Annotated in this window: 16 protein-coding genes; 2 read left to right on the forward strand and 14 right to left on the reverse strand. The window is 39.1% G+C overall.

What is annotated here, in order from left to right; translation table 11 throughout:
- Nucleotides 1–212: 212 nt before the first annotated feature.
- The 3 genes from ACEVFT_RS16135 to ACEVFT_RS16145 all read right to left on the reverse strand — a co-directional run bounded on the left by ACEVFT_RS16135 (nt 213) and on the right by ACEVFT_RS16145 (nt 4,410).
- On the reverse strand, nt 213–1,598 hold the full coding sequence (locus ACEVFT_RS16135; RefSeq protein ID WP_393950712.1) for a HAMP domain-containing sensor histidine kinase: 1,386 nt from the start codon (nt 1,596–1,598) through the stop codon (nt 213–215).
- Complete coding sequence (locus tag ACEVFT_RS16140; protein ID WP_342534687.1) at nt 1,595–2,269, reverse strand: response regulator transcription factor; 675 nt, start codon at nt 2,267–2,269, stop codon at nt 1,595–1,597. The genes ACEVFT_RS16135 and ACEVFT_RS16140 overlap by 4 nt, the downstream gene beginning before the upstream one ends.
- A gap of 113 nt (nt 2,270–2,382) precedes the next feature.
- Nucleotides 2,383–4,410, reverse strand: coding sequence for a diguanylate cyclase domain-containing protein (locus tag ACEVFT_RS16145; RefSeq protein WP_205443439.1), 2,028 nt, complete (start codon nt 4,408–4,410; stop codon nt 2,383–2,385).
- A 542-nt stretch (nt 4,411–4,952) separates the two neighbouring features.
- On the opposite strand from ACEVFT_RS16145, the gene ACEVFT_RS16150 reads away from it, so the two are divergent.
- A complete protein-coding gene (locus tag ACEVFT_RS16150) occupies nt 4,953–5,501 on the forward strand; it encodes a GNAT family N-acetyltransferase (RefSeq protein WP_205443437.1) in 549 nt (182 codons plus the stop codon).
- A gap of 81 nt (nt 5,502–5,582) precedes the next feature.
- Here the strand turns inward: ACEVFT_RS16150 and ACEVFT_RS16155 are convergent, their stop codons facing one another.
- Nucleotides 5,583–6,659, reverse strand: coding sequence for an undecaprenyldiphospho-muramoylpentapeptide beta-N-acetylglucosaminyltransferase (locus ACEVFT_RS16155; protein ID WP_393950713.1), 1,077 nt, complete (start codon nt 6,657–6,659; stop codon nt 5,583–5,585).
- 170 nt (nt 6,660–6,829) lie between these two features.
- Between ACEVFT_RS16155 and ACEVFT_RS16160 the strand changes: the two genes are divergently transcribed.
- On the forward strand, nt 6,830–8,176 hold the full coding sequence (locus ACEVFT_RS16160) for an MATE family efflux transporter (RefSeq protein WP_205443434.1): 1,347 nt from the start codon (nt 6,830–6,832) through the stop codon (nt 8,174–8,176).
- Nucleotides 8,177–8,217: 41 nt separating this feature from the next.
- Here the strand turns inward: ACEVFT_RS16160 and ACEVFT_RS16165 are convergent, their stop codons facing one another.
- The 10 genes from ACEVFT_RS16165 to ACEVFT_RS16210 form a co-directional block, all read right to left on the reverse strand.
- Nucleotides 8,218–9,294: a Ger(x)C family spore germination protein gene (locus ACEVFT_RS16165; RefSeq protein ID WP_342443629.1), complete on the reverse strand. Its 1,077-nt coding sequence runs from the start codon at nt 9,292–9,294 to the stop codon at nt 8,218–8,220.
- Nucleotides 9,284–10,312: a GerAB/ArcD/ProY family transporter gene (locus ACEVFT_RS16170; RefSeq protein WP_393950714.1), complete on the reverse strand. Its 1,029-nt coding sequence runs from the start codon at nt 10,310–10,312 to the stop codon at nt 9,284–9,286. Before ACEVFT_RS16170 ends, ACEVFT_RS16165 begins: the two co-directional genes overlap by 11 nt.
- Nucleotides 10,309–11,742 carry a spore germination protein gene (locus tag ACEVFT_RS16175; RefSeq protein WP_393950715.1) on the reverse strand — a complete coding sequence of 478 codons (1,434 nt, stop codon included), beginning with the start codon at nt 11,740–11,742 and terminating at the stop codon, nt 10,309–10,311. Before ACEVFT_RS16175 ends, ACEVFT_RS16170 begins: the two co-directional genes overlap by 4 nt.
- Nucleotides 11,743–11,862: 120 nt before the next feature.
- Nucleotides 11,863–14,817 (reverse strand): EAL domain-containing protein, encoded by a 2,955-nt coding sequence (locus tag ACEVFT_RS16180; protein WP_393950716.1) that lies wholly within the window; start codon nt 14,815–14,817, stop codon nt 11,863–11,865.
- A 144-nt stretch (nt 14,818–14,961) separates the two neighbouring features.
- On the reverse strand, nt 14,962–15,348 hold the full coding sequence (locus ACEVFT_RS16185; RefSeq protein WP_393950717.1) for a hypothetical protein: 387 nt from the start codon (nt 15,346–15,348) through the stop codon (nt 14,962–14,964).
- A gap of 206 nt (nt 15,349–15,554) precedes the next feature.
- Nucleotides 15,555–15,866: a helix-turn-helix domain-containing protein gene (locus tag ACEVFT_RS16190; protein WP_205443424.1), complete on the reverse strand. Its 312-nt coding sequence runs from the start codon at nt 15,864–15,866 to the stop codon at nt 15,555–15,557.
- Nucleotides 15,867–15,969: 103 nt separating this feature from the next.
- On the reverse strand, nt 15,970–16,659 hold the full coding sequence (locus tag ACEVFT_RS16195; RefSeq protein ID WP_342534677.1) for a CAP domain-containing protein: 690 nt from the start codon (nt 16,657–16,659) through the stop codon (nt 15,970–15,972).
- Nucleotides 16,660–17,090: 431 nt separating this feature from the next.
- Complete coding sequence (locus tag ACEVFT_RS16200; RefSeq protein WP_393950718.1) at nt 17,091–17,993, reverse strand: CobW family GTP-binding protein; 903 nt, start codon at nt 17,991–17,993, stop codon at nt 17,091–17,093.
- Nucleotides 17,994–18,061: 68 nt separating this feature from the next.
- On the reverse strand, nt 18,062–19,576 hold the full coding sequence (locus tag ACEVFT_RS16205) for a lmo1851 family serine protease (protein WP_205443420.1): 1,515 nt from the start codon (nt 19,574–19,576) through the stop codon (nt 18,062–18,064).
- Between the two features lie 300 nt (nt 19,577–19,876).
- Entirely contained in the window at nt 19,877–20,647 is a 771-nt protein-coding gene (locus ACEVFT_RS16210) for a GNAT family N-acetyltransferase (RefSeq protein WP_393950719.1), read from the reverse strand.
- Between the last annotated feature and the right edge of the window lie 122 nt (nt 20,648–20,769).

The following is a 20,769-nucleotide window of genomic DNA, read 5'->3' on the forward strand; positions in this document are numbered from 1 at the left end:
TGCCTTTCGGCAGTTCCATTAATTAAATTGCAATTAATTATATAATATTTAGCCGTTCTTTAAAAGAATGTTTCACACTACTTTTCCATATTTTAAAGAACGTTTTTTCCATCTCAATCTTACTACTCTTCACAAAAAATACAACTCTTTTTAGCAAATTAAGCAATTTTTTTCGCAAAGGATAGAATAATGAAATAAAGCATGTATTTTTCTTAATATTTTAGCGGGATTTTCAGCAAGAAAACGGTTCCAATATTAACCTCACTCTTGACTTCTACCGTTGCATTGTATTTTTCAAGTAACATCTTCGAAATACTAAGCCCTAAGCCCGTTCCACCAATTTGACGATTTCTTGCTTCGTCCACTCGATAAAAACGATCAAAGATAAACGGAATATCCTCTTCTGCTATTCCTATACCATTATCAGCAATTTCTAAACATGCATAATTTCCAGCAACAGAAATAGAAATTTGTATCTCAGGAATTTTTTCACAATAACGAATGGCATTCTCTATTATATTACGAACAATTTGACTTAGTGCATTTTCGGAGATAAATAACAGACCTATTTCACCATGCTTCGACAGCAAAATTCGCGCTTGTGGATGAACAAGCTTGAGCTCATCCATCACTGCTTCAATGACCACTAGTGCATTTGCCTCACTTGTCTCATCTTTTTCCTCACGCCGTGCAAGCTCTAATAATTCCTCAATCATTTTGCGCATACGAGCAATTTCTGTTAAGGAGGTATCAATGGATTCTTCTAATATGGCTGGATCATGTTTACCCCATCTTTTTAAAAGAGAAAGATGCCCTTCAATTGCTTGGATCGGCGTACGTAGCTCATGGGAAGCATCGGCGACGAATTGCTGCTGCTGGGTAAATGAAATTTGCAGCTCATACATCATGGCATTGTACATTTTCAGTAAATCACCAATTTCGTCATGTGATGTATAGGTTAGCTGTATAGGCTCATTAAACCCTTGATCCATCACCGTTTTCATGGATGCACGCAATTCATGTAATGGCTTCATTAAATAGTTCGCCAAATAATAGCCAATAGAGCCTGATAACACTAATGCGCCTAATCCTGCTATCAGCATGGCGGTCAATAGATAGTGCATGAGTGATTGAAAACTAGTTAAAGGATGAATCACTTGAATATAGCCTTGGAAAAAGCCCATCCGTATCGGTTCATTGATGACCAACACATCCTGCTTATCAATGGTCATCTCAAAAATCTCTTGCAGCGAGCTAAGTGGTGCAGCAGCAGAGGTATCATTGATTAGTAAAATATCCACCCCATCTGCATTAAATATTCGGACTGTCTCATCGCGATCCGCAATCGATTTGAGCAAGCCCGTATTTTGCTGAATTTGCTGAATGGTAATTGTAGGACCCTGTGATTCTAAAAAAGAGATGATATCCTTACTTGTCCGATTGACCTTACTCTCCTCATCGTTTAATAACCACGTATGCAGAGAAAGATAGACGACTACACAAATAATTGTAAAACTAATAAAGATGACACTGCTTGAGGTCAGCATCCACTTCTTCTGCAAGGATTGCTGACGTAAATAATCTTTTAACTTATTCATTCTCGCATCACATACCCAACACCGCGAACGGTTTCAATATAATCGTTCATCGCACCAGGGAGCTTTGTCCGTAAATGTCTGATATAAACATCTACCACATTGGTCTCAATATCCGTATCATAGCCCCAAACGGATGTTAAAATATGCTCTCGCGTACAGACTCTATTTTTGTGCTCGATTAATAGTTTCAGTAAGTCATATTCTGTCTTTGTTAGGTCAAGTTTATTCCCCTGAACGAAAACTTCATAGGCTGCTACATCTATTTCAATATCCCGTAAGCATAAAGAGTCACTGCTTGTCTGCTCTGGTGTGACACGACGTAAAATCGTCCGTATTCTTGCCAGCAGCTCTTCAATTGCAAAAGGCTTGACGATATAGTCATCTGCCCCTGCATCGAGGCCCGCTACACGATCCATCACAGCATCTCGTGCCGTTAATAAAATAATGGGCACCTGTGATTGTGTTCGGATACGACGGCAAATCTCTATCCCATTAATGCTCGGTAACATGACATCCAGTAACAGTACATCAAAATTTTCAGAGGTTGCCATAGCCAAACCTTCACGACCATCAAAGGCAGTTTTCACTTCATAGCCTTCATGCTGTAATTCAAGTTCGACAAAACGAGCAATATGCTTCTCATCTTCTACCAACAATATCTTCTTAGACATCGTATCACCTTCTATTCCAAAATAACGATGTAGGATTTTTATCCCTATACTGTTATAGCATAACATCAAATAAAAAGTCTGTCTCACAAGGAAATCCTTGTGGACAGACTTTTTTAGTGTATGTCGGAAATGGAGAGGTTGTTTTTCCCCAATTCTTTTGATTTATATAATGCTTGGTCAGCTAAATCCATTAGCTCATCCAAAGATTGGGCATGGTCTGGGTAATAGGCAATGCCAATAGAGGCTGTTGGTGTAAATAGATGGTCCTCTATCATCCAGCCTTCTGCTAATTCATCACGGATGCGACGAATAATATGCATAATTTGATGATGTCTTTTTTCTTGCTCTCTCGTTAAGCCTGTTAAGATGACAATAAATTCATCGCCACCTATTCGAATAACCATGTCGTGGCTTCGGACTGTTTTGTTCAAGCAACTGCCAAATCGCTGAATAAACGCATCGCCTGTGTCATGGCCGAAGCCATCATTTACTTCTTTAAAATCATCGCCATCTATATAGAGCATCGCCACACTAGTCTGATTTTCATTTGCTTCAGCCAGGATTTTTGGAAACTCCTTTTGTAAATAGCGCCGATTGGGTAGCTGTGTTAAAGCATCATGATAGGCTAGATACAGCAAATCATTTTCCCTTTCTTTGCGATGGGTAATTTCACGAGACACCATCATAATTTGCGAAACCTTTTCACGTTCAGGATCATGCACAACCGTGACATTCCCCTCCGTCCAAATCGGTGTCCCATCCTTCGCCTTCAGCAATAGCTCGAACTGAGAATCAGTTTGTCCTGTATAATTATTCAAGAATGTCTGCCATTCGCCCTTACTTTCCCGATCAATAATGTCACTGTAAAATTGTCCTTGTAGCTCTACATTTTCATAGCCCAAATAAATACCATAGGAAGGCGAAGCATAAATAATGATGCCATCTTCATTTGTAATCACAATTAAATCGTTTGTATTTTCCGTAATGAGTCGGAATGTACGTTCAATATTTTTTAATTCTGTGAACATTCTTTTCTTATCGGTAATATCATAGTTAATGGTTAAAATTTGTTCAATTTGACCAAACTCATTTTTTAATGGTACGATGGTTGCTTCTACCCAATAATCGGCATGATATTTTGTTCGATAGCAAAGCTCTCCACGCCAAATCCCCACCGTATCCAGCTTACTTTCGATTATTGGTAAAAGGTTTTGCCCACGGAACCGAGGTTCAATTAATGCGTAGGGCTGACCGATTAACTCCTCAGCCGTGTAGCCAGAAGCCTGTAAAAACATATCACTCACTTCAGTGATGTTGCACTCATGATCTAATACAGCAATGGCCGTCGCTGAATTTAATGCAGATTTAAATACTTCTAGCCCATGAGACTTCGAGCGTAGTTCTGCTTTTTGTAAAGTAAATTGTGTAAAATCTTGCATAACAAGAAATATGGCAAAGGAATTATCGTCCTGCATCACCGGTGATAACGACAGCAAATACATGCGTTCCTGCTGGTCCAATGTATGCAATTTAATAAACTTTTCACCCACATTTTCTCCTCGTGCAGCTTTTTGTAAACAAACTTGAATTTGTTCCACTTCTTCTTTTGGAATAATCGGTAAATCCACAAACATTTTTTGTTTGACCGTTTCATTATCTAGTTGAAAATCTTCCATAAAGCTTGAATTCACTTCGTATACTATACCCTCAGCCGATAAAATGACCGTAGAGAAAAAGGCATGATCAAACATGGACCGCATAAATAAAAATTTATCTTCAATACTGCGGTCATAAAGTATTTCCTTCGTGATGGCTAATATATAGTCTTCATTCTTATATTTCAACGGTCTGACGGATGTTTCATATTTACGAACCTCCGACTGAACATATGCATAATCTACATAGTCAACCTGTTTATGTTCTCTAATTGCCTCATGATAATTTTTCTGAATGATCGAAAAATTACGCTTTGAGGTAACGGCCGAAATCATTTTGCCAATCGCCTCATTCGATAACAGATCTCGAGCTGCTTGATTTAAGCGAATATATTGATAATCGTCCCCAACTTTTTTCACGAGAAAAGCAAAATCCTTTCCAATAAATAATGAATTAAAGAAATCTTCGCTTAAAATATACTCCATGCTGTCACCTCCAGAAAAGCCATTGCCATCATGATAGAAATGTTCATATGTATGTTTCATTAGATTAAAATTAATACTACTATTATAACATAAAAATAAAAAATTACCTTTCTAGAATCATAAAAATTATATCCTTTTTAGGATAATTTTTGGTATATTACCTATTCTAGCAAGTCTCTATTCCTACTAAAGGATTAGATAAATGATTAATATTAGATAAAATTGATAGGATAGGCTTAATGCTAAAAAACAACAATATTATTGATAATCTCATTTCTTTTGTCAGAATTTACTGACTATTAAACTCAAATTTTGTTTTTTTACGAGCAAAATGATTGCATCAAACAGATTATATGTTATATTATATTTAAAAAACTAGCCTTTTTTCGGTATGGTCGAAATCAGTAAGACAGCGGGAGATTATGGAATATCATAGTTATAACGTCTAGTTCTTTGGGTTTTAATTCCAGTACGAATTTTAGTTTTCTTCTTTATGCTTCAACGGAATTGTTTTAACTACCCTAGTAAAGGAGGCGTTTCGTATGCTTAAACATCGAGACCTGCATGAATGTACAGAGCTTTATGAGCTATTATCACACCCTTCTGTATTCCCTTTTGTCCGTCAAAAAGCCACATCTGCTGATGAATATTGGTTTATGACAAAACAACTGATTGAAGAGGAAGCGAGAGGACTCGCTATCTCGAGGACCATAACTGATGATTGGGGTCAACCAATCGGCACCATTAGTATTCACGATGTGGAGGACGGTGCAGGCTTTCTAGGAACGTGGATTGGACTCCCTTACCAAGGTAAAGGTTATAATCAAAAAGCGAAAATGTTATTTTTGAACGAATTATTTTTTGACTATAATTTCCACACGGTATTTCTCCGTATACGAGTTGAAAATTTAAAATCACAGCGTGCTGCTTTAAAGCTACCTTATGTAGTGAACGCCAATGAAAGTCACCCAACATTATTAGCACAGGTCAATAGCGGTGAGGCACAATTTGATTTATTTAAAATTCCAAAAGATTTATTCTACCTAACAACGGCACATCAAATGCAAGAAGGCGAAGAGCAAGCAATGTAGTGTGCGATATAGATAAAAGAGAAGCTATAAGGTGTTGTCATTTTGACCTGCCTCATAGCTTCTTTTCTTTTCAAATAGCACTTATTTTTTGTAGCGTAAAATTAAGGACGCCATTTCATCTGGTGTTTTTGGTTTTTGCGTTTTTGCCATTGTCTCTACCATTGCCACTTTACGCTCTGTTAGTGTATGAACAGACTTCATAAAAGATTCCTTTGTCAGCTCTTCTTCCTGTAACACTTCTGCGTAACCTTGTTTTTTAAACAAGTTGGCATTTAAAATTTGATCCCCACGGCTTTTTTGCGCAGAGAGAGGTACTAATAGCATCGGCTTGTGAAGCGCTAAAAATTCAAAGATGGAGTTAGAGCCTGCTCGTGACACAATAAAATCTGCAGCATGCAATAAATCAGGTAACTCCGTTGTCACATACTCAAATTGCTTGTAGCCTGGCATCGCCTCTAGTGCTTGGTCATAGTTCCCTTTTCCACATAAGTGAATGATGTGAAATTGCTTTAGAAGCTCTGGTAAGTTTTTACGCAATGCCTCATTTAGGACAACAGAACCCAAACTTCCACCCATCACAAGCAATACAGGCTTCAATGTGGAGAAGCCACAGAAAGATAGCCCCCTTGCTCTTTCCCCCTCAAATAACTCAGGACGAATAATGGAGCCTGTGCAAGTCGCCTTTTCTTGCGGTAGATGCTTTAATGTTTCTTCAAAAATCGTGAATACATGAGAAGCAAAAGGCAAGGCTATTTTGTTGGCAAGACCAGGTGTTACATCGGACTCATGGATGACGACTGGCACACCTGCCAATTTCGCTGCCATCACAACGGGTACAGAGACAAACCCTCCTTTTGAAAAGATAACATGTGGCTTCACTTTTTTAATAATACGAAAAGCCTGCATCATTCCAGCAAGCACCTTAAACGGATCTGTAAAATTTTTCATCGAGAAATAACGACGCAATTTACCACTCGCAATGCCATAAAACGGAACATCGGGGAACGCCTCGCCAATTAATTCTTTTTCAATACCCTGCTCAGAGCCAATATAGTGGACATCATAACCAAGTTCAAGTAAAGACGGGAGTATCGCTTGGTTTAACGATACATGGCCAGCTGTCCCACCACCGGTTAAAATGATTGTTTGTTGTTTCACACAAATTCTCCTATTCCTTAAAACCATTGTAGTTAGCACTACTTTTTGTTTACAGTGTTCTATTTTACTATATGCGGAGGAAAAGATATAGATGAAGCATGAAAATTTCAGCTTTTCTCTCTTTACATATGCTATACTTGTTCATTATGTTCATGAAGGAAGTAGAAAATATGTATCAAACATCCACAATTAAGGAAAAATACGCGCTACTCTTAAAAATGATTGTCCCTATTTTAGTGACACAGGTAGCCATTTATCTTATTTCATTTTTTGATATTTTAATGTCCAGTCGCTATGGGACGGTTGATTTAGCAGGTGTCTCGATTGGTTCCTCCATTTGGATGCCGATTTATACAGGACTATCAGGTATACTTCTTGCAATTACCCCCATTGTCTCACAGCTTGTCGGAGCTAAAAAAGAGATGGATGCAAAAAAGGCAGTCCAGCAAGGCATTTATGTTGCGATACTGCTGGCAGTCCTTATTTTTACAGGACTCTTCTTTGGCATCGATTGGATACTTAGCAAGATGAACTTAGAATCTGCTGTACATACCATTGCAAAAGGCTATATCTATTCGATGTGTGCTGGTCTTCTGCCACTCTTCTTATTTTTTGTTATGCGTTGTTTTATCGATGCCCTTGGCCAGACACGTGTCACAATGATCATTACCTTAATGACGACGCCGATCAATATCGTGCTGAACTATATCTTTATTTTCGGCAAATTCGGTGCACCTGAGCTTGGTGGCATCGGGGCTGGTGTAGCTACAGCGATTACATACTGGCTAATATTCCTGATTACTGTATGGATTATCGCCAAACGAGTACCGTTCGAACGCTTCCGTCTGTTTCATGACTGGCCTAAGCTTGAATGGCTTCGTTGGAAGGAAATTTTATTGATTGGTGTACCAATCGGCATTTCCCTCTTTGCAGAAACGAGTATTTTTTCTGCCGTTACCATGATGATGAGTAATTTTAGCACAGAAATTATCGCAGCCCATCAGATTGCCATCAATTTCACCTCCCTGTTATACATGGTGCCGCTCAGTATTTCTATGGGCGTCACGATATTAGTAGGTTTTGAGATTGGGGCGGGTCGCATGCGAGATGCTCGTATGTATAGTTATCTATGTGTCGGCACTGCCATTTTATTTAGCTTTATTTCTGCTTGCATCTTATTTATCTTACGTGAGCCTGTAGCCCATATGTATACGACTGATCAGATGGTTCTTGAGTATGCCGTACAATTTTTAGTCTATGCAGCCATTTTCCAGCTATCTGATGCGATTCAAGCACCTGTACAAGGGGCATTAAGAGGCTATAAGGATGTCATGATCACATTTATCATGGCCATTATCTCTTACTGGGTGATTGGCTTGCCAGTTGGGTATACCCTTGCTACGCATACAGATTTCGGCCCGTTTGGCTATTGGATTGGACTTGTGGCAGGTTTAACAATGGGCGCGATTACCCTATTAATCCGCCTGCTGATTGTTCAAAAAAGAGTCACAGTCTAACGACAAAAATCGCTTTTCTCCAACTTGAGAAAGGCGATTTTTTAACGTAAAACACCTGTACGAATGATTTTCACTTGAACAGACGGCACTAGCTGTAAGGAAGCATATTCAGCATGCCAGTCTTCTTTGAACATTTTCGGGTGATAAGCGCGAATATAGCGACCAATTCCTAATGTATCAGACTTTTGATTCTGAAGAATACGAATAACCTCCTCAAACTCAGCCTGCACATGCTCTTGAATCATTTGTTGAACATCCTTAAAAATCGGGTCTTTATATAAATGATCTTGGGCGAATTCTTCGATTTCCACCTCAACTTGGTAATCCATCGTTATTCTTCTTAGTTCCTCATTCACTGTCCATTTACGCTTTATATGGATGACATTTGCTGTAATCGGCATTTCTTTCCCGTCATGCTTCCACATATAGCTCATACGTGCTTGTTTGTTCGATTGATTCATTAAGATAAGCATGATGAGTGATTGTTTTGGTGTTAATACTGTGCCTGTAAACGTTTGACCTGAAAACAAGGCTAATCCAGCCACTACAGCATGTTGTTTATCCTCACTTAGCTGGAAATAAGGAAGTACAATATCAACGGTCTGTTCAAATAGCATGGAGCCAATCGTCTGTAAATCTAATTTCGGAAAAAATGTATTTTCCTCTGTGCTTTCGATAAAGCGTTCATAATAGGATCCGGCACTTCCTGCTAAATCCTTTGTTAAGTCAATATATGGTTTGACATCCCCTTCTGTTATCGCCACTTTAATGGAAATCGGATTTTTAGGATCACGAAAATATATGTCCAAGACATCATAAATGGGTTTCCTCACCGTATAATCGGCTATTAGGATGGTTGATAGCTCCGATAAATCCAGTGTTTGCTCAACTTTCAAATTGGCATTCGTGCGCACGTCTCTCGGTGAAATCCCGTCCGCTTCAATCACTTCATTTTGCTGAGTTGTTGTATTTGGATAGGCATAATAACCTTTATAATCCCCAACATATCCTTCCACACCAACGAGCGTCACAACAGAAGCGTTTTTATAAAGGCGTTCATCCCAACAGCCAGCCACTAGTACTATAGATAAGATGATGATACTCCCTTTACGAAACACGTTTTCCCCTCCATTTATTCCAACACATAATGATCATTGGTAGTAGAAAAGTAAACACTAGTAATACATAGTGTAAAGAATTTTTGATAAACTCAATTTGTTGAAATTGCATTACAAAGAGCGGTAGGATTGCTAGTAAAAGATGGTAAATGACAATACTCCGTTTCGGGTGCTTCCTCTTTTTTGAAAAATATAGCACGCGAAAAGACAGACCAAAAATCATGACCGTGACAATAGACCACGATAGCCAAATATAGACGAAGAAAATATCAAGTCTTTTAACAAATGTCACTTCCTGTGATTTTAAAATATACATGATTGGCTCTGGGATCAGTTTAATTTCCTCTAGGGCAAAGAACATTTGCGTAAAAAGCACGGAAATCATATAAAATACAAAAAGGACCAATTGGTAGATGAATAAAGGCCGACCTTTCACTTGTGTATCTTGTTTTAGAAACGGTCGATAAATAAGGTACATTTCAATTCCAAAAAAAGCATAGGTACTATGAATCAAGCCCGCCATGATTAGTTTCGTATTGTGCCATTCAACGGGAAAAAGATTACTCCACGTTAAATCTGGAACAGCAAGCATTAAAAAGATCACGAAGAGGAAAATGATAGGTATGAGCATGACACCAATGTTGATGACCGTTTCTGGTCTTACAAGATTGGCATACAAGGACAGCCCTACAATCATCCCAACTACAAGCCATTCAGGTGTTTGTGGTAAGACCCATGTGGCTAAAACATACCCCATATAGGCAATCAATACAGCGTTTAAAACTAGCCAATAGATTTGATAGACCCAGCGAAAAAATCCATTTAAATAGAAATACGGATAATACTGTTCAAACAAGCATAACAGGCCATAATGAATGACACTCGCTAAAATAAAAACAACCCAAGCACTGTGTTGACTGTAAATGATTAATGGTGTTTGGAAGGCAATGTAGACAACACCTGTTTGAATGATAAATAGTAGTAAAAAAAATTGCGCCTTGGATAAAGAAAAATTCATGGTGTATCCTCATTTTTTAGCTGTTCATCGTTCGGCGGTTGAAAGGAAGTGACTTGGACTGTTGGTTTAATGAATGGCCAGCGTAAAAAAATTTTAAACACTGCTTTCGGCTGAAAAGGTACGATGGGTGAAAAATACGGCTGTTTGATAGATGTTAAACTGATAAGATGAATGAGTAAAATAACAATCCCCACGACAATCCCTAAAAACCCAAACAATGAGGCGAGTACCATAAACGGAAAACGTAGCATACGTATCGTACTATTCAATTCAACAGATGGCACAACATAGCTTGAAATAGCCGTTAGGGCGACGACAATGATCATTAAATTCGACACTAACCCCGCACTAACGATGGCATCTCCTATTACTAATCCCCCGACGATTCCAATCGTTTGCCCAACCGATTGTGGCAAGCGAATACTCGATTCTCGAATGAGCTCCATAATAATCTCCAGTATGAGAGCTTCGATTAGTGGTCGATAAGGAATATCGTTGACATCATTTTTCACTTGATTACTTAATTCTAAGGGCAGTACCTCAAAGTGAAAGCTAATCACTGCTATATAAAAAGCTGGTAAAAAAACCGCCGTTATAAACGACAGCAAACGGACTATTTTATAAAAGGTACCAACGACAACCCGACCATTGTAGTCATCGGGTGTTTGGTAGAAAGAGAAAAACGTCACAGGACCAATTAAGGCTGAAGGGGAAATATCGGTCATGATCACAACCTTGCCCTCCACTAGATTAGCTACCACGCGATCTGGATGCTCTGTATTTAACAATTGAGGAAATGGCGATAGCACCGAATCCTCTAAAGCATCACTTAATTGACCAATACTATAAAAATAATCGATTTGAATCGCTGCAATTCGCTTTTCAATCTCCTGTAAGGTCTCATGCTGTATAACCCCATCCATATACAGATAATAGGCTTTTGTTTTGGTTTGATGACCAATCGAGAAAGATTTTACGACAAGGGCAGGATTATTCACTCGCCTTCTTATCAAGGCTAAATTGGTATCCGCACGCTCAATAAGCCCCTCATGGGAGCCACGAAGAATATGTTCGTTAATCGGCTCTTCGAGATTTCGACGTACCTCATTAATGATGTTGAGTGTCAGCATCTCACCCGTGTCAGGCAAAATCACGAGTGTTTCACCTTGACAAACTCGTTCAATCGCTTGTGGCAAGGAAAAATCTTGCAATGTCGTAAGTAAGGTTTCACTCCAAAAAGGTTTTTCTGTATCTAAACGTGCATAAATCGTATCCAATATTTTTTGAACTTCTTTCGCATCAACTAGAGAAGCGTAAAAGCATAAAATAGCCGTATTCCCTTCATGCCAATCTATTTGTCTGATGGTCAAATCCGAGGAATGGTAGAATGCCTTTTGCAGGCTTTTCATCATATACTTCACTTTATCCATAAAACGCCTCCTCTACTGGGGAGTATAAGCATTTTTCTTCTATTTCAAACGCGGAGCTAGCGGGATACAATGCCATGAAAAAAGATGCCCTTAAGAACAAATGGGCATCTTCATGATGTGCTATTTTTTAAAATAAGCTTCGATATCCTCATACATAAAGGGTGTTCCCTCTATTTTTTCATGGTTATTATGCAAGGTTGTCATTCGATTGATGATCGGGGCTAATTTCCCTTCATCCTCCTGCGTCAAATTGAAGGCGACCCCATAAGAATAAATTTGATATTTTTCTTCTAAAGTCCATCTAAATGTACCCTCTAAGTTAAATGATTGATTCATCAAAATAAAGCTAAATTTAAACTTCATCGTTTGATTGACTGGTAGCTTTAAAGAAGAGCGAATCTTCATGCCTCCTAAGCTAATATTTTCGATGATGATAGGGGTATGACCGATATTAATTTTTTGCTCATTCATTTCGATAATCGTCATGAAGCCCTTCACATAGGCTGGGAATTGGAAGCGGTAATATTTGCGTCTCTCCACCACGGGTTTTTTATGAGCAATGGCTTTCGGCGGTGTTAAAACGCCTTGTGCCAGCATTTTTTCAAAGGCTTTTGCAGGGACCGCCTTCGCATAGATGCTGCCTTGCACATAATCACATTCTTGTTGCTTTAAAAAGATAAATTGCTCGTAATTTTCAACTCCTTTTGCCACTACCTGAATACCGAGCATTTTTGCTAAATAAATCGTTGTGGAAATGAGTCCATTTTCAATCGGACGATCATGACGAATTTCACGAATAAACGCTTCATAGATATGGAGTGTCGTTGGTTGGAATGTTCGCAATGATTCTAAGGATGAGTAGCCTGTCCCAAAATCACCAATGGCAATTTTGACACCGATTTCTTGCAGTTCCTTTAAAACCGTCATCACACTTGTACTATTTTTTAAGATGGTACTTTCGGTAATCTCGAACTGTAAATAATGAGCTTCAATCGAATTGATCTGTAATTGCTCTTGTACAAACTGAATAAAGCCCTTTTTCATCAAACGAATCGGTGATATATTAATGCTAATTGTTCGTAACACATGTCCTTGCTGTTTCCAGTGCTGTAATAAAGTACATGCTTTTTTAATCACCCAATCTGTAATGATATGAATCATATGGTTTTCTTCCGCTAATGGAATAAATTCACCAGGTGATACAAGGCCCCATTCTTTATGATGCCAACGGATTAACGCCTCTGCCCCATAAATAATCCCCTTTTGCGGTTCTACCAATGGTTGAAAATATAACTCAAATTCCTCATTTAACATTGCTTGTCGCATATCGCGATCTAACACGTAATGCTTATAGGAAGTAATATCTTCGGTAAAGGCATAAATATGAAAGCGATTCCTTCCCTGCTGTTGCGCGTAGCACAAAGCAGAGTACGCATTTTCTAACAAGATGTTTCTCGTTAAGCCTTCCTCTGGATAAAAAGCAATGCCAATGCTAGCAGATAGGTGCAGGCGATAGTCATTAATGGAAAGAGGTGTTTCAAAAGTTTTCAGCAAACGGCTAGCCAATGCGTAAATATGCTGCTTGCTCACATATTTTTTAATGACAATGATAAAATGTTGATTGTCTAGGCGTGCCATGTAACTATGATCATCGGTTAGCGTTGAAAAATAGTTGGTCACCGTTCGAAGAAGCTCATCACCAATTTTCGTACCGAGCGCATTATTTAATACATGAAAGCGATTAATGGAAATATATAATAGCGCGAAGGGTTCGCCAGCTACGCATAATGTATCGACTTTATCATGCAAGCTCAACCGATTCGGTAAACCAGTTAATTCATCATAATACACTAAATAATTCAGCTTCTTTTCCCGTTCGATCTCCTTTGTAATATCGGTTACTAAGCCGAAAATATGGTTCACCTCGCCCTCCTCATCTAGTCTTGGCACAATTTGTTCCAGTAACCACTTGGTCTGGTTATCACTTGTGAGTATACGATATATCACTTGATAGCTCTTGCCTGAAGCGAGATGATCCGTATACGCTAATACTTCCTCACGATGAGCAGGATGAATCATATTAATCCATACTTCTGAGTCTTCGTAAAGCTTGGCTAACGGAATCCCTAAAATGCCCTCTAGCCCTTTAGAGGCGAACAGCATATTCCCCCTAATGGAATCTCGCATCCAAATCCCTGCATCTAAATTGTCAAAGATAGAATGGTAATTGGCTAGTGTGTCATTTAACGTTTGCTCAAGTAGTTTGAAAGCCGTTTCATCTTTGACAACCCCTATCATCTTAAAGGGCTTGTCATCCTTCCATATCACTTCGGCAGCCGCTTGTAAAAAACGCAGGTCATTGGTTTTACCGTGATAAATTCGAAAGTCACTGTCAAAATTAGTCCCTTTTCGTGCATGATTAAATGCATCGTAGGTCCTTTCATAATCATCTGGATGAATGAACTGGAACGCGCGATCAATGCCATCATTATCTGAACGCTCAAAGCCAAAGATATGATAAAAATTATCCGAGCAATACAGTTTGTCATGCTGAATAAAGTACTCCCAGCTCCCAACTGCCGCAATATGCTGGGCGTAATTTAAATGCTTCTCATGGAGCATTAACTGATGCTTCATGGCGGAATAAGTGGACATATCTTCAATGATTAAATAGAGCCCCTCCGCCTGATTATCATCATTTTTGATCGGTATAAATGTCAGCACGAGGCTTAGATTTTGTCCTTGATGCTGTAGCCTTTCAATATCAATTTTGACCGACTTTCCTCGTAATGTTCGATTGAACGCTCTTTTTAACCGTTTATAATCTGCCTCGGTCAGAATTTTCTTAAAATCCTCTGCATGACTAGGTCGATATTGTAATAGTTGATAGAGTGCCTCTTGATTCACATAAATAATTTCACCATCTGCCGAAAACACAATCATCATATCGGGGTGATACTTGGCAAAGGACATGGCATATGAAAACAAACGATGGTCTTGAGCTGTAGCCAGCGCAATCGTATGCGTACTTTCTTCTTTTGTAAAAAATTGCTTTAATAGATTCGGCTTTTTCATCCATCTCACCTCTCCCTACTTTTTACCCACTACTTATTTATCAATTCCCCCAAAATACATTTTAAAAACTATTATTTTAAAAAGAGAAATAAAAATTTCACCGACCTTTTTCCGCTGGGGAGGCGCTCTTTATATGGAGGGTGACTATTTTTGATTGGAGAGTGCTCTTTTTTGATTGGAAGACGCTCCTTTTTCAGGCGGAAGCGCTCTTTTTGGATTGGAAGGCGCTCTTTTTATTTGGATTCCTGCTCCTTTTTGGGATCCAAACGCTCTTTCTATCAGGATAGACGCTCCTTTTCTAGGCGGAAGCGCTCCTTCTATCCGGATACCCGCTCCTTTTCTAGGAGAAAGCGCTCTTTTCATCAGGATAGACGCTCCTTTTTGAGGTAGAAGCACTCTTTTCATCAGGATTCCCGCTCCTTTTCGAAGGGGAAGCGCTCTTTCTATCAGGATAGCCGCTCCTTTTCTAGGCGGAAGCGCTCCTTCTATCAGGTTAGCCGCTCTTTTTCGAGAGGGAAGCGCTCTTTTCATCAGGATTCACGCTCCTTTTCGAAGGGGAAGCACTCCTTATATCAGGATAACCGCTCCTTTTTGAGGTAGAAGCGCTCTTTTCATCAAGATAGCCGCTCCTTTTCAAAAGAAAAGCACTCATTTTATTAAGATACGCGCACTTCTTTATCATCAAGGGCACGCTTTTTTATAGGGATTCCGCAAAGCTCCTTTTACAGTATGTTTCCTTAGGGTACAACGATTAATTCCATATCCAGTAGCCATCGATCCATGGCTTGCTTCGGATAATAGACTTTCTTCCCTACCTTCACATGAGGGATTTCGCTTATGTAACTATTTGATCCATCTGGGATTTCTGTTAATTTTAGCACTTCTCCTACATGAATCCCTAAATAATCCGCGGCCTCTTCTTGTGACAATAGCTGGTGTTGCACGGGTTCTTTTGGTTGCTCCCTTAAACTAGTAGCGATGAGCCAGCTTCCTATCACAAAAGAGATGGCCAATGAGAAAATCGCGATGGCTATGCTATATTGTTTCAATTCTATCCCCCCTTTCTCATCAAATTTTACCATTAAATCAATAAAATAAAGATGCCCTATAAGCCTTTACAGACTTGTAGAGCATCCTTCTATTAATAAATGATTATTTTTGGATAAATTGTTGTGTCCAGTAGTTACCTGTTTTTACGTAACCTACACCGATGTGCGTAAATTTACCGTTTAAAATGTTCGCACGGTGTCCAGGTGAGTCCATCCACGCTTGTACTACTTCTTGTGGAGAACGTTGACCTTGAGCAATGTTTTCACCTGCACCTTTATATGCGATGCCTAAAGCTTTCATACGATCAAATGGTGAACCAAATGTTGGGCTCGTATGTGAGAAATATTTGTTTGTTTGCATATCTTGTGATTTTTCACGAGCTGCAGCCATTAATTTCGCATCCGTTTGAAGTGGTGATAAACCAGCTTTTGTACGCTCAGCGTTTGTTAATTTTACTACTTCTTGTTCAAATGCGTTCACATCTGAAGTTGTTGTTGATGGTGTTGAAGTAGTTGGTGGTGTTGCTGGCTTTTCGTTTTGTGATGATTGATTATTATTTGGCTTTGTTGGTGTTGTATTATTTGTTGTTGGCGTCTCTTTAGATGGTGTAGATGCCTGTGGAAGTTTGACTGTCCACTTATGATTGTTGTTTGACCATTTATAATAATAAACTTTACAGTTCGTTGATTGCTGTACGGAATTCCCCTCTGTTGTATTTGCAGCAGCAGAAGCTATTTGAATTGGAGCTGCTAAAAGAAATGTTGCACAAATTGCTGTTAGTGTTTTTTTCATGTTTGCAATTCCTCCTTGTCTGCCACTAATCGTAAGGGATGATTTTCATTAAAATCTTACCAGCATTTGCTAACAACGCCAACGAAGAAGAAAATGCGCGGAAAATCACGTTTTTTTCGCGCTATTTTTTAGCAGGTTTAACCAATCTATGAAATACTTACGTTTGAAAGAGGGTTGACACCCCTCTTAAACTAGTAGATATTTTCGAAAACATGAATAAAAAACGCATGTTTTATGCACTTGGTTTTTAACCTCTTTTTTTCATTGCTATCGTTGAATTGTCCTAGAGACAGCTAGTGTCGTAGCCTACTGCCAATCTTATATTACATTTATGTTACAAGAGCGTTACATTTCATTTACATAAAAATAAAACAACCTGCGTAAAACTACACAGGTTGTACATGGCAGAAATTCGTAGGTTGCTTTCTTCTTCAATTTACCCCAATAACAGGTAATGCACCAACATTCTCTCCAATAATAACAAGTTTTGCTGGCATTTTTATATATTCTGGGAGCCATTGGACCATTCCATAAGCATATTGGAACAACATTGGGTTTTTGATGCCCTCAATCGGTACATAGCCTTTCATACGATAGATCGTTTCGGGTAATGCACGCACCCAATCCTCAAAATGCTCCTGTGTAAATTCCTGATCTGTGAAATCCACTAAGCGGGAACCTAGCTGCATTGAGGCTATCGGCGCTTTGACAATGGCTGTTTTATCAATTTGTGTCGTTGCCTTTAAGCCTTCTAATAGGCTGAGCGGTACGCGTCCATTTGTTGTTTGCAAAATAAAAGCATGTGGGTTCAAGCCCTGCAGTTCATAGACGACCTGCCCTTGCTCTGCCTCTGTTAATAAATCGGTTTTATTTGCTAATAAGAGGTGTGCGTGGCGAATTTGCTCCATAAATAAAGAGCGCACTTGTGGTGTTAATGTATCACGGTGTAGCCAGAGCTTAGAATCAGCCACGGTGATAATGCCTTTGACATTGAGCTGATCTGCAAATAGCGGTGAAAAAACAGCATCCAATGCTTCTACAGGATGTGCTGCGCCTGTTGTTTCGATAATGAGCACATCAAAATCACTATCTAATAGAAGAGATTGAATTTGTGCCTCCGTTTTTTCAGCACCAGAACAGCAAATACAGCCCTCTAGCATCTCCTTGAGCGGGATATCCTTCTCCACTGCCTGTGAGTCAAATGGCAGCTTCCCTAGCTCATTCATAATAACAGCAGGCTTTAAATTCTTTTCTTTTAGCTGGCGAATGACATCTGTCAGCATGGATGTTTTGCCACTCCCTAAAAAGCCACTAAATAGGTACACATCTTTCATTCTAGTTCCTCCTATAAAAAAAGCTGTCGCAGATGCCGTGAAAGACGACTGCTGCGACAGCTACACTGTTAGTTTGTTGTTTCCTCCGTTTTTTCAGCTGTCCCTACAAGGAGCTCTTTCGCTTTTAATAACTGAGGATCATCGGCTTTCATTTTCGCACGTATAGCATCCATTAATGCATACGTTGTATTGCCTGTTAAAATACCTGTTTCTTCAAGATTACTCGCTGCTTGTAGTTCTTCTACTGCATGCGCTGTATTGTCATCGAAGATTCCATCTACTTCACCAGGCTCATACCCTAGCACTTGAAGCATCTCCTCTGCTGCTTTCACAGAGTCAGATTGTAGGCCTGTCTTCATTTCTAAAGAGGCGTTCAAGTATGGTAAAGAGGCATACGATGGATAACCAACTTTAACATCAGGCTCGATGCCTTTTTCATTAATCCAGTTGCCGTTTGGCGTTAACCATTTACCTGTTGTAAATTTCAGATTCGAGCCGTCTTTTAATGGTGTTACATTTTGGACAGTCCCTTTACCGAAGGATGTTTCACCTACAACTTTGGCACCGACTGATTCTTTTAATGCTCCTGCTAAAATCTCAGAGGCAGAGGCACTACCACTATCGACAAGTACTGTAATTGGTAGGTTATATTTTTTACCTGCAATGGCATTTGTAATTTGAGGCTCTGCATCTTTTTCTTGTACCTGCACAATCGCTTTTCCTTCTGGTACAAAGAAATTAGAAATATCGACAGCAGCCGTTAAATAGCCACCAGGATTTTGACGTAGATCTAAGACAATGCCCTTCATTCCTTTGCCTTCATACTCAGCAAGGATTTTTTCAAGCTCTTTGGTTGTTTGTTCACTAAATGATGTAATTTGAATATGGGCAATATTGCCATCAAGCATTTCACCATAAACGGTTTCTACTGGGATATCGTCACGAACAATCGTCATGTGAATAGCCTCTGTATTTTCGCCGCGTTTCACCGTTAATTTCACGGGTGTTCCTTTTTCACCGCGAATTAAAGCAACCGCTTCTGTTGCACTTAAGCCCTGAATGCTTTTCCCATCAACTGTTAAGATAATATCTTTTGGTAATAAGCCTGCCTTTTCAGCAGGAGAATTTTTGATAGGTGACACAACTGTAATATAACCATTACGTTCTTGGATTTCTGCCCCAATTCCTTGGAAACTCGAAGATAAGCCAGAATTAAATTGATCTGCTTCTTCCTTTACCATGAAATCGGAATAGGGATCGCCTAATGCCTCAAACATACCATTGATCGCACCATCGACCACTTTTTCATCATCGATATCTTGGTAATAGTTATTTTTCAGTAAATCAAATGCTTCATATAATTTTGTAAATTCCTCTCGTTCAATCGGAACTTTCACTTCTACTACTTTCTTATCACCAAAGGTTAACGCAAAAATCGTTAAACCTGCCGTAATAAGAATCGTAAAGAACATTAGCATGATAAATTTAAACGGTTTTAGCTGTATAAATTGTCCTGCCGGCTTTATTTCAGCTGGAGTCGGCTCCTGCTGCTGTTCTGTACTTTCTTTTTTCTGTTCATCCATCTTGATTGTCACCACTCTCATTTACACTAACTTGTTGTCACACTACTACCATCTTAACAGGTTATCCAGAAGACGAAAAGAAAAAGACTGTCAAAGTTTCATGACAGACCTTGTCCTATCATGCTTCATTCTAACGAGCATTCCAACACCTATTCACCCATCATACTACTAAGTTTAGGCATATTATGGTACTGCCTTTTAATTTTACTCATTTCCTAGTAGCAGTCAACAAAAAACTCAAAGAATCATAGAAATGCTATAAGAATATAACGTGCCAGTGTCCCAAAAAGTTGCAAACAATCAGGAATTATTCAAGAGATTTTGCAGTTTTTTATAAACGGAATGCACGGTTAATCGATGGAAGGAAATCAATTGTCCTTTATAAACCACTGAAAAAATACCATATGGCGTCGGTGATTTCTCCATCAGCTCTTCTCTCGTTTGAAGATCCACCAACTCTGGCAGCAGCCCTAATTTTTTCGCAGCTAGTTGAATATTCTCCGTGGCAACGTCTACATAAGGACATTGAAAAGAACGTAAAATCGTTAAATGAGGAAACCTCGTTAATCGTTCCTGCCAATTATCAGGAAAGTATGGCAGTTCAACGCCTTCATGAAATGGAAACACCCATAGTTCAAAAGCATCGAGTGCTGTTGCAATAGGTTGAAATTGGTGTTGTAAAAATAAATCCTTGCTTGGCGTCCAGGAAGTTTGGTCATTGGTGATGACCACCACTCCCTTTTTCCCACGTTCCTTGGCATCCTCTAAACATCTCTTCAATAATTGTGTACCATAGCCCTTGCCTACTGCACTTACCCATAAACAATGAATCACCACATAGCCATCTGCATGCACAACCCTTGAAGAGTATTCCGCGTCTGTATATTCTATAAAACCTACTTGCTTTTGATTTTCAAGCACTTGTATGTAATGTAAGCCCTTTTCAAATTGTTGATTAAGCCATTTGTTTTTGTTTTGATAGCCCACTGTTTTCTTCTTGCTTCGTAAACAATAGCTGCCCATTCCCTCTAACAGCTCACCATTCATTTCAATCAGCTCTACTTGCGCCATGGCTATTCCCCCCAATACGTTTATTGTGCTAATTTTACCATTTTTAGTGATTCATTCAAATACAATAGGAATCGCCTTTTCACTTGTTGCCGCATATGATGCAAGTAATGACAAACGTAAGG

The sequence above is a fragment of the Lysinibacillus sp. PWR01 genome, from assembly GCF_043359455.1.
Lineage (GTDB): Bacteria > Bacillota > Bacilli > Bacillales_A > Planococcaceae > Lysinibacillus > Lysinibacillus fusiformis_F.

What these genes read in the sequence shown, in the direction of transcription:
- ACEVFT_RS16135 (WP_393950712.1), bottom strand. Translation starts at nt 1,598, where the DNA reads ATGAATAAGTTAAAAGATTATTTACGTCAGCAATCCTTGCAGAAGAAG.
- ACEVFT_RS16140 (WP_342534687.1), bottom strand. Translation starts at nt 2,269, where the DNA reads ATGTCTAAGAAGATATTGTTGGTAGAAGATGAGAAGCATATTGCTCGT.
- ACEVFT_RS16145 (WP_205443439.1), bottom strand. Translation starts at nt 4,410, where the DNA reads ATGGAGTATATTTTAAGCGAAGATTTCTTTAATTCATTATTTATTGGA.
- ACEVFT_RS16150 (WP_205443437.1), top strand. Translation starts at nt 4,953, where the DNA reads ATGCTTAAACATCGAGACCTGCATGAATGTACAGAGCTTTATGAGCTA.
- ACEVFT_RS16160 (WP_205443434.1), top strand. Translation starts at nt 6,830, where the DNA reads ATGTATCAAACATCCACAATTAAGGAAAAATACGCGCTACTCTTAAAA.
- ACEVFT_RS16170 (WP_393950714.1), bottom strand. Translation starts at nt 10,312, where the DNA reads ATGAATTTTTCTTTATCCAAGGCGCAATTTTTTTTACTACTATTTATC.
- ACEVFT_RS16175 (WP_393950715.1), bottom strand. Translation starts at nt 11,742, where the DNA reads ATGGATAAAGTGAAGTATATGATGAAAAGCCTGCAAAAGGCATTCTAC.
- ACEVFT_RS16180 (WP_393950716.1), bottom strand. Translation starts at nt 14,817, where the DNA reads ATGAAAAAGCCGAATCTATTAAAGCAATTTTTTACAAAAGAAGAAAGT.
- ACEVFT_RS16185 (WP_393950717.1), bottom strand. Translation starts at nt 15,348, where the DNA reads ATGAAAAGAGCGCTTCCCTCTCGAAAAAGAGCGGCTAACCTGATAGAA.
- ACEVFT_RS16195 (WP_342534677.1), bottom strand. Translation starts at nt 16,659, where the DNA reads ATGAAAAAAACACTAACAGCAATTTGTGCAACATTTCTTTTAGCAGCT.
- ACEVFT_RS16200 (WP_393950718.1), bottom strand. Translation starts at nt 17,993, where the DNA reads ATGAAAGATGTGTACCTATTTAGTGGCTTTTTAGGGAGTGGCAAAACA.
- ACEVFT_RS16205 (WP_205443420.1), bottom strand. Translation starts at nt 19,576, where the DNA reads ATGGATGAACAGAAAAAAGAAAGTACAGAACAGCAGCAGGAGCCGACT.
- ACEVFT_RS16210 (WP_393950719.1), bottom strand. Translation starts at nt 20,647, where the DNA reads ATGGCGCAAGTAGAGCTGATTGAAATGAATGGTGAGCTGTTAGAGGGA.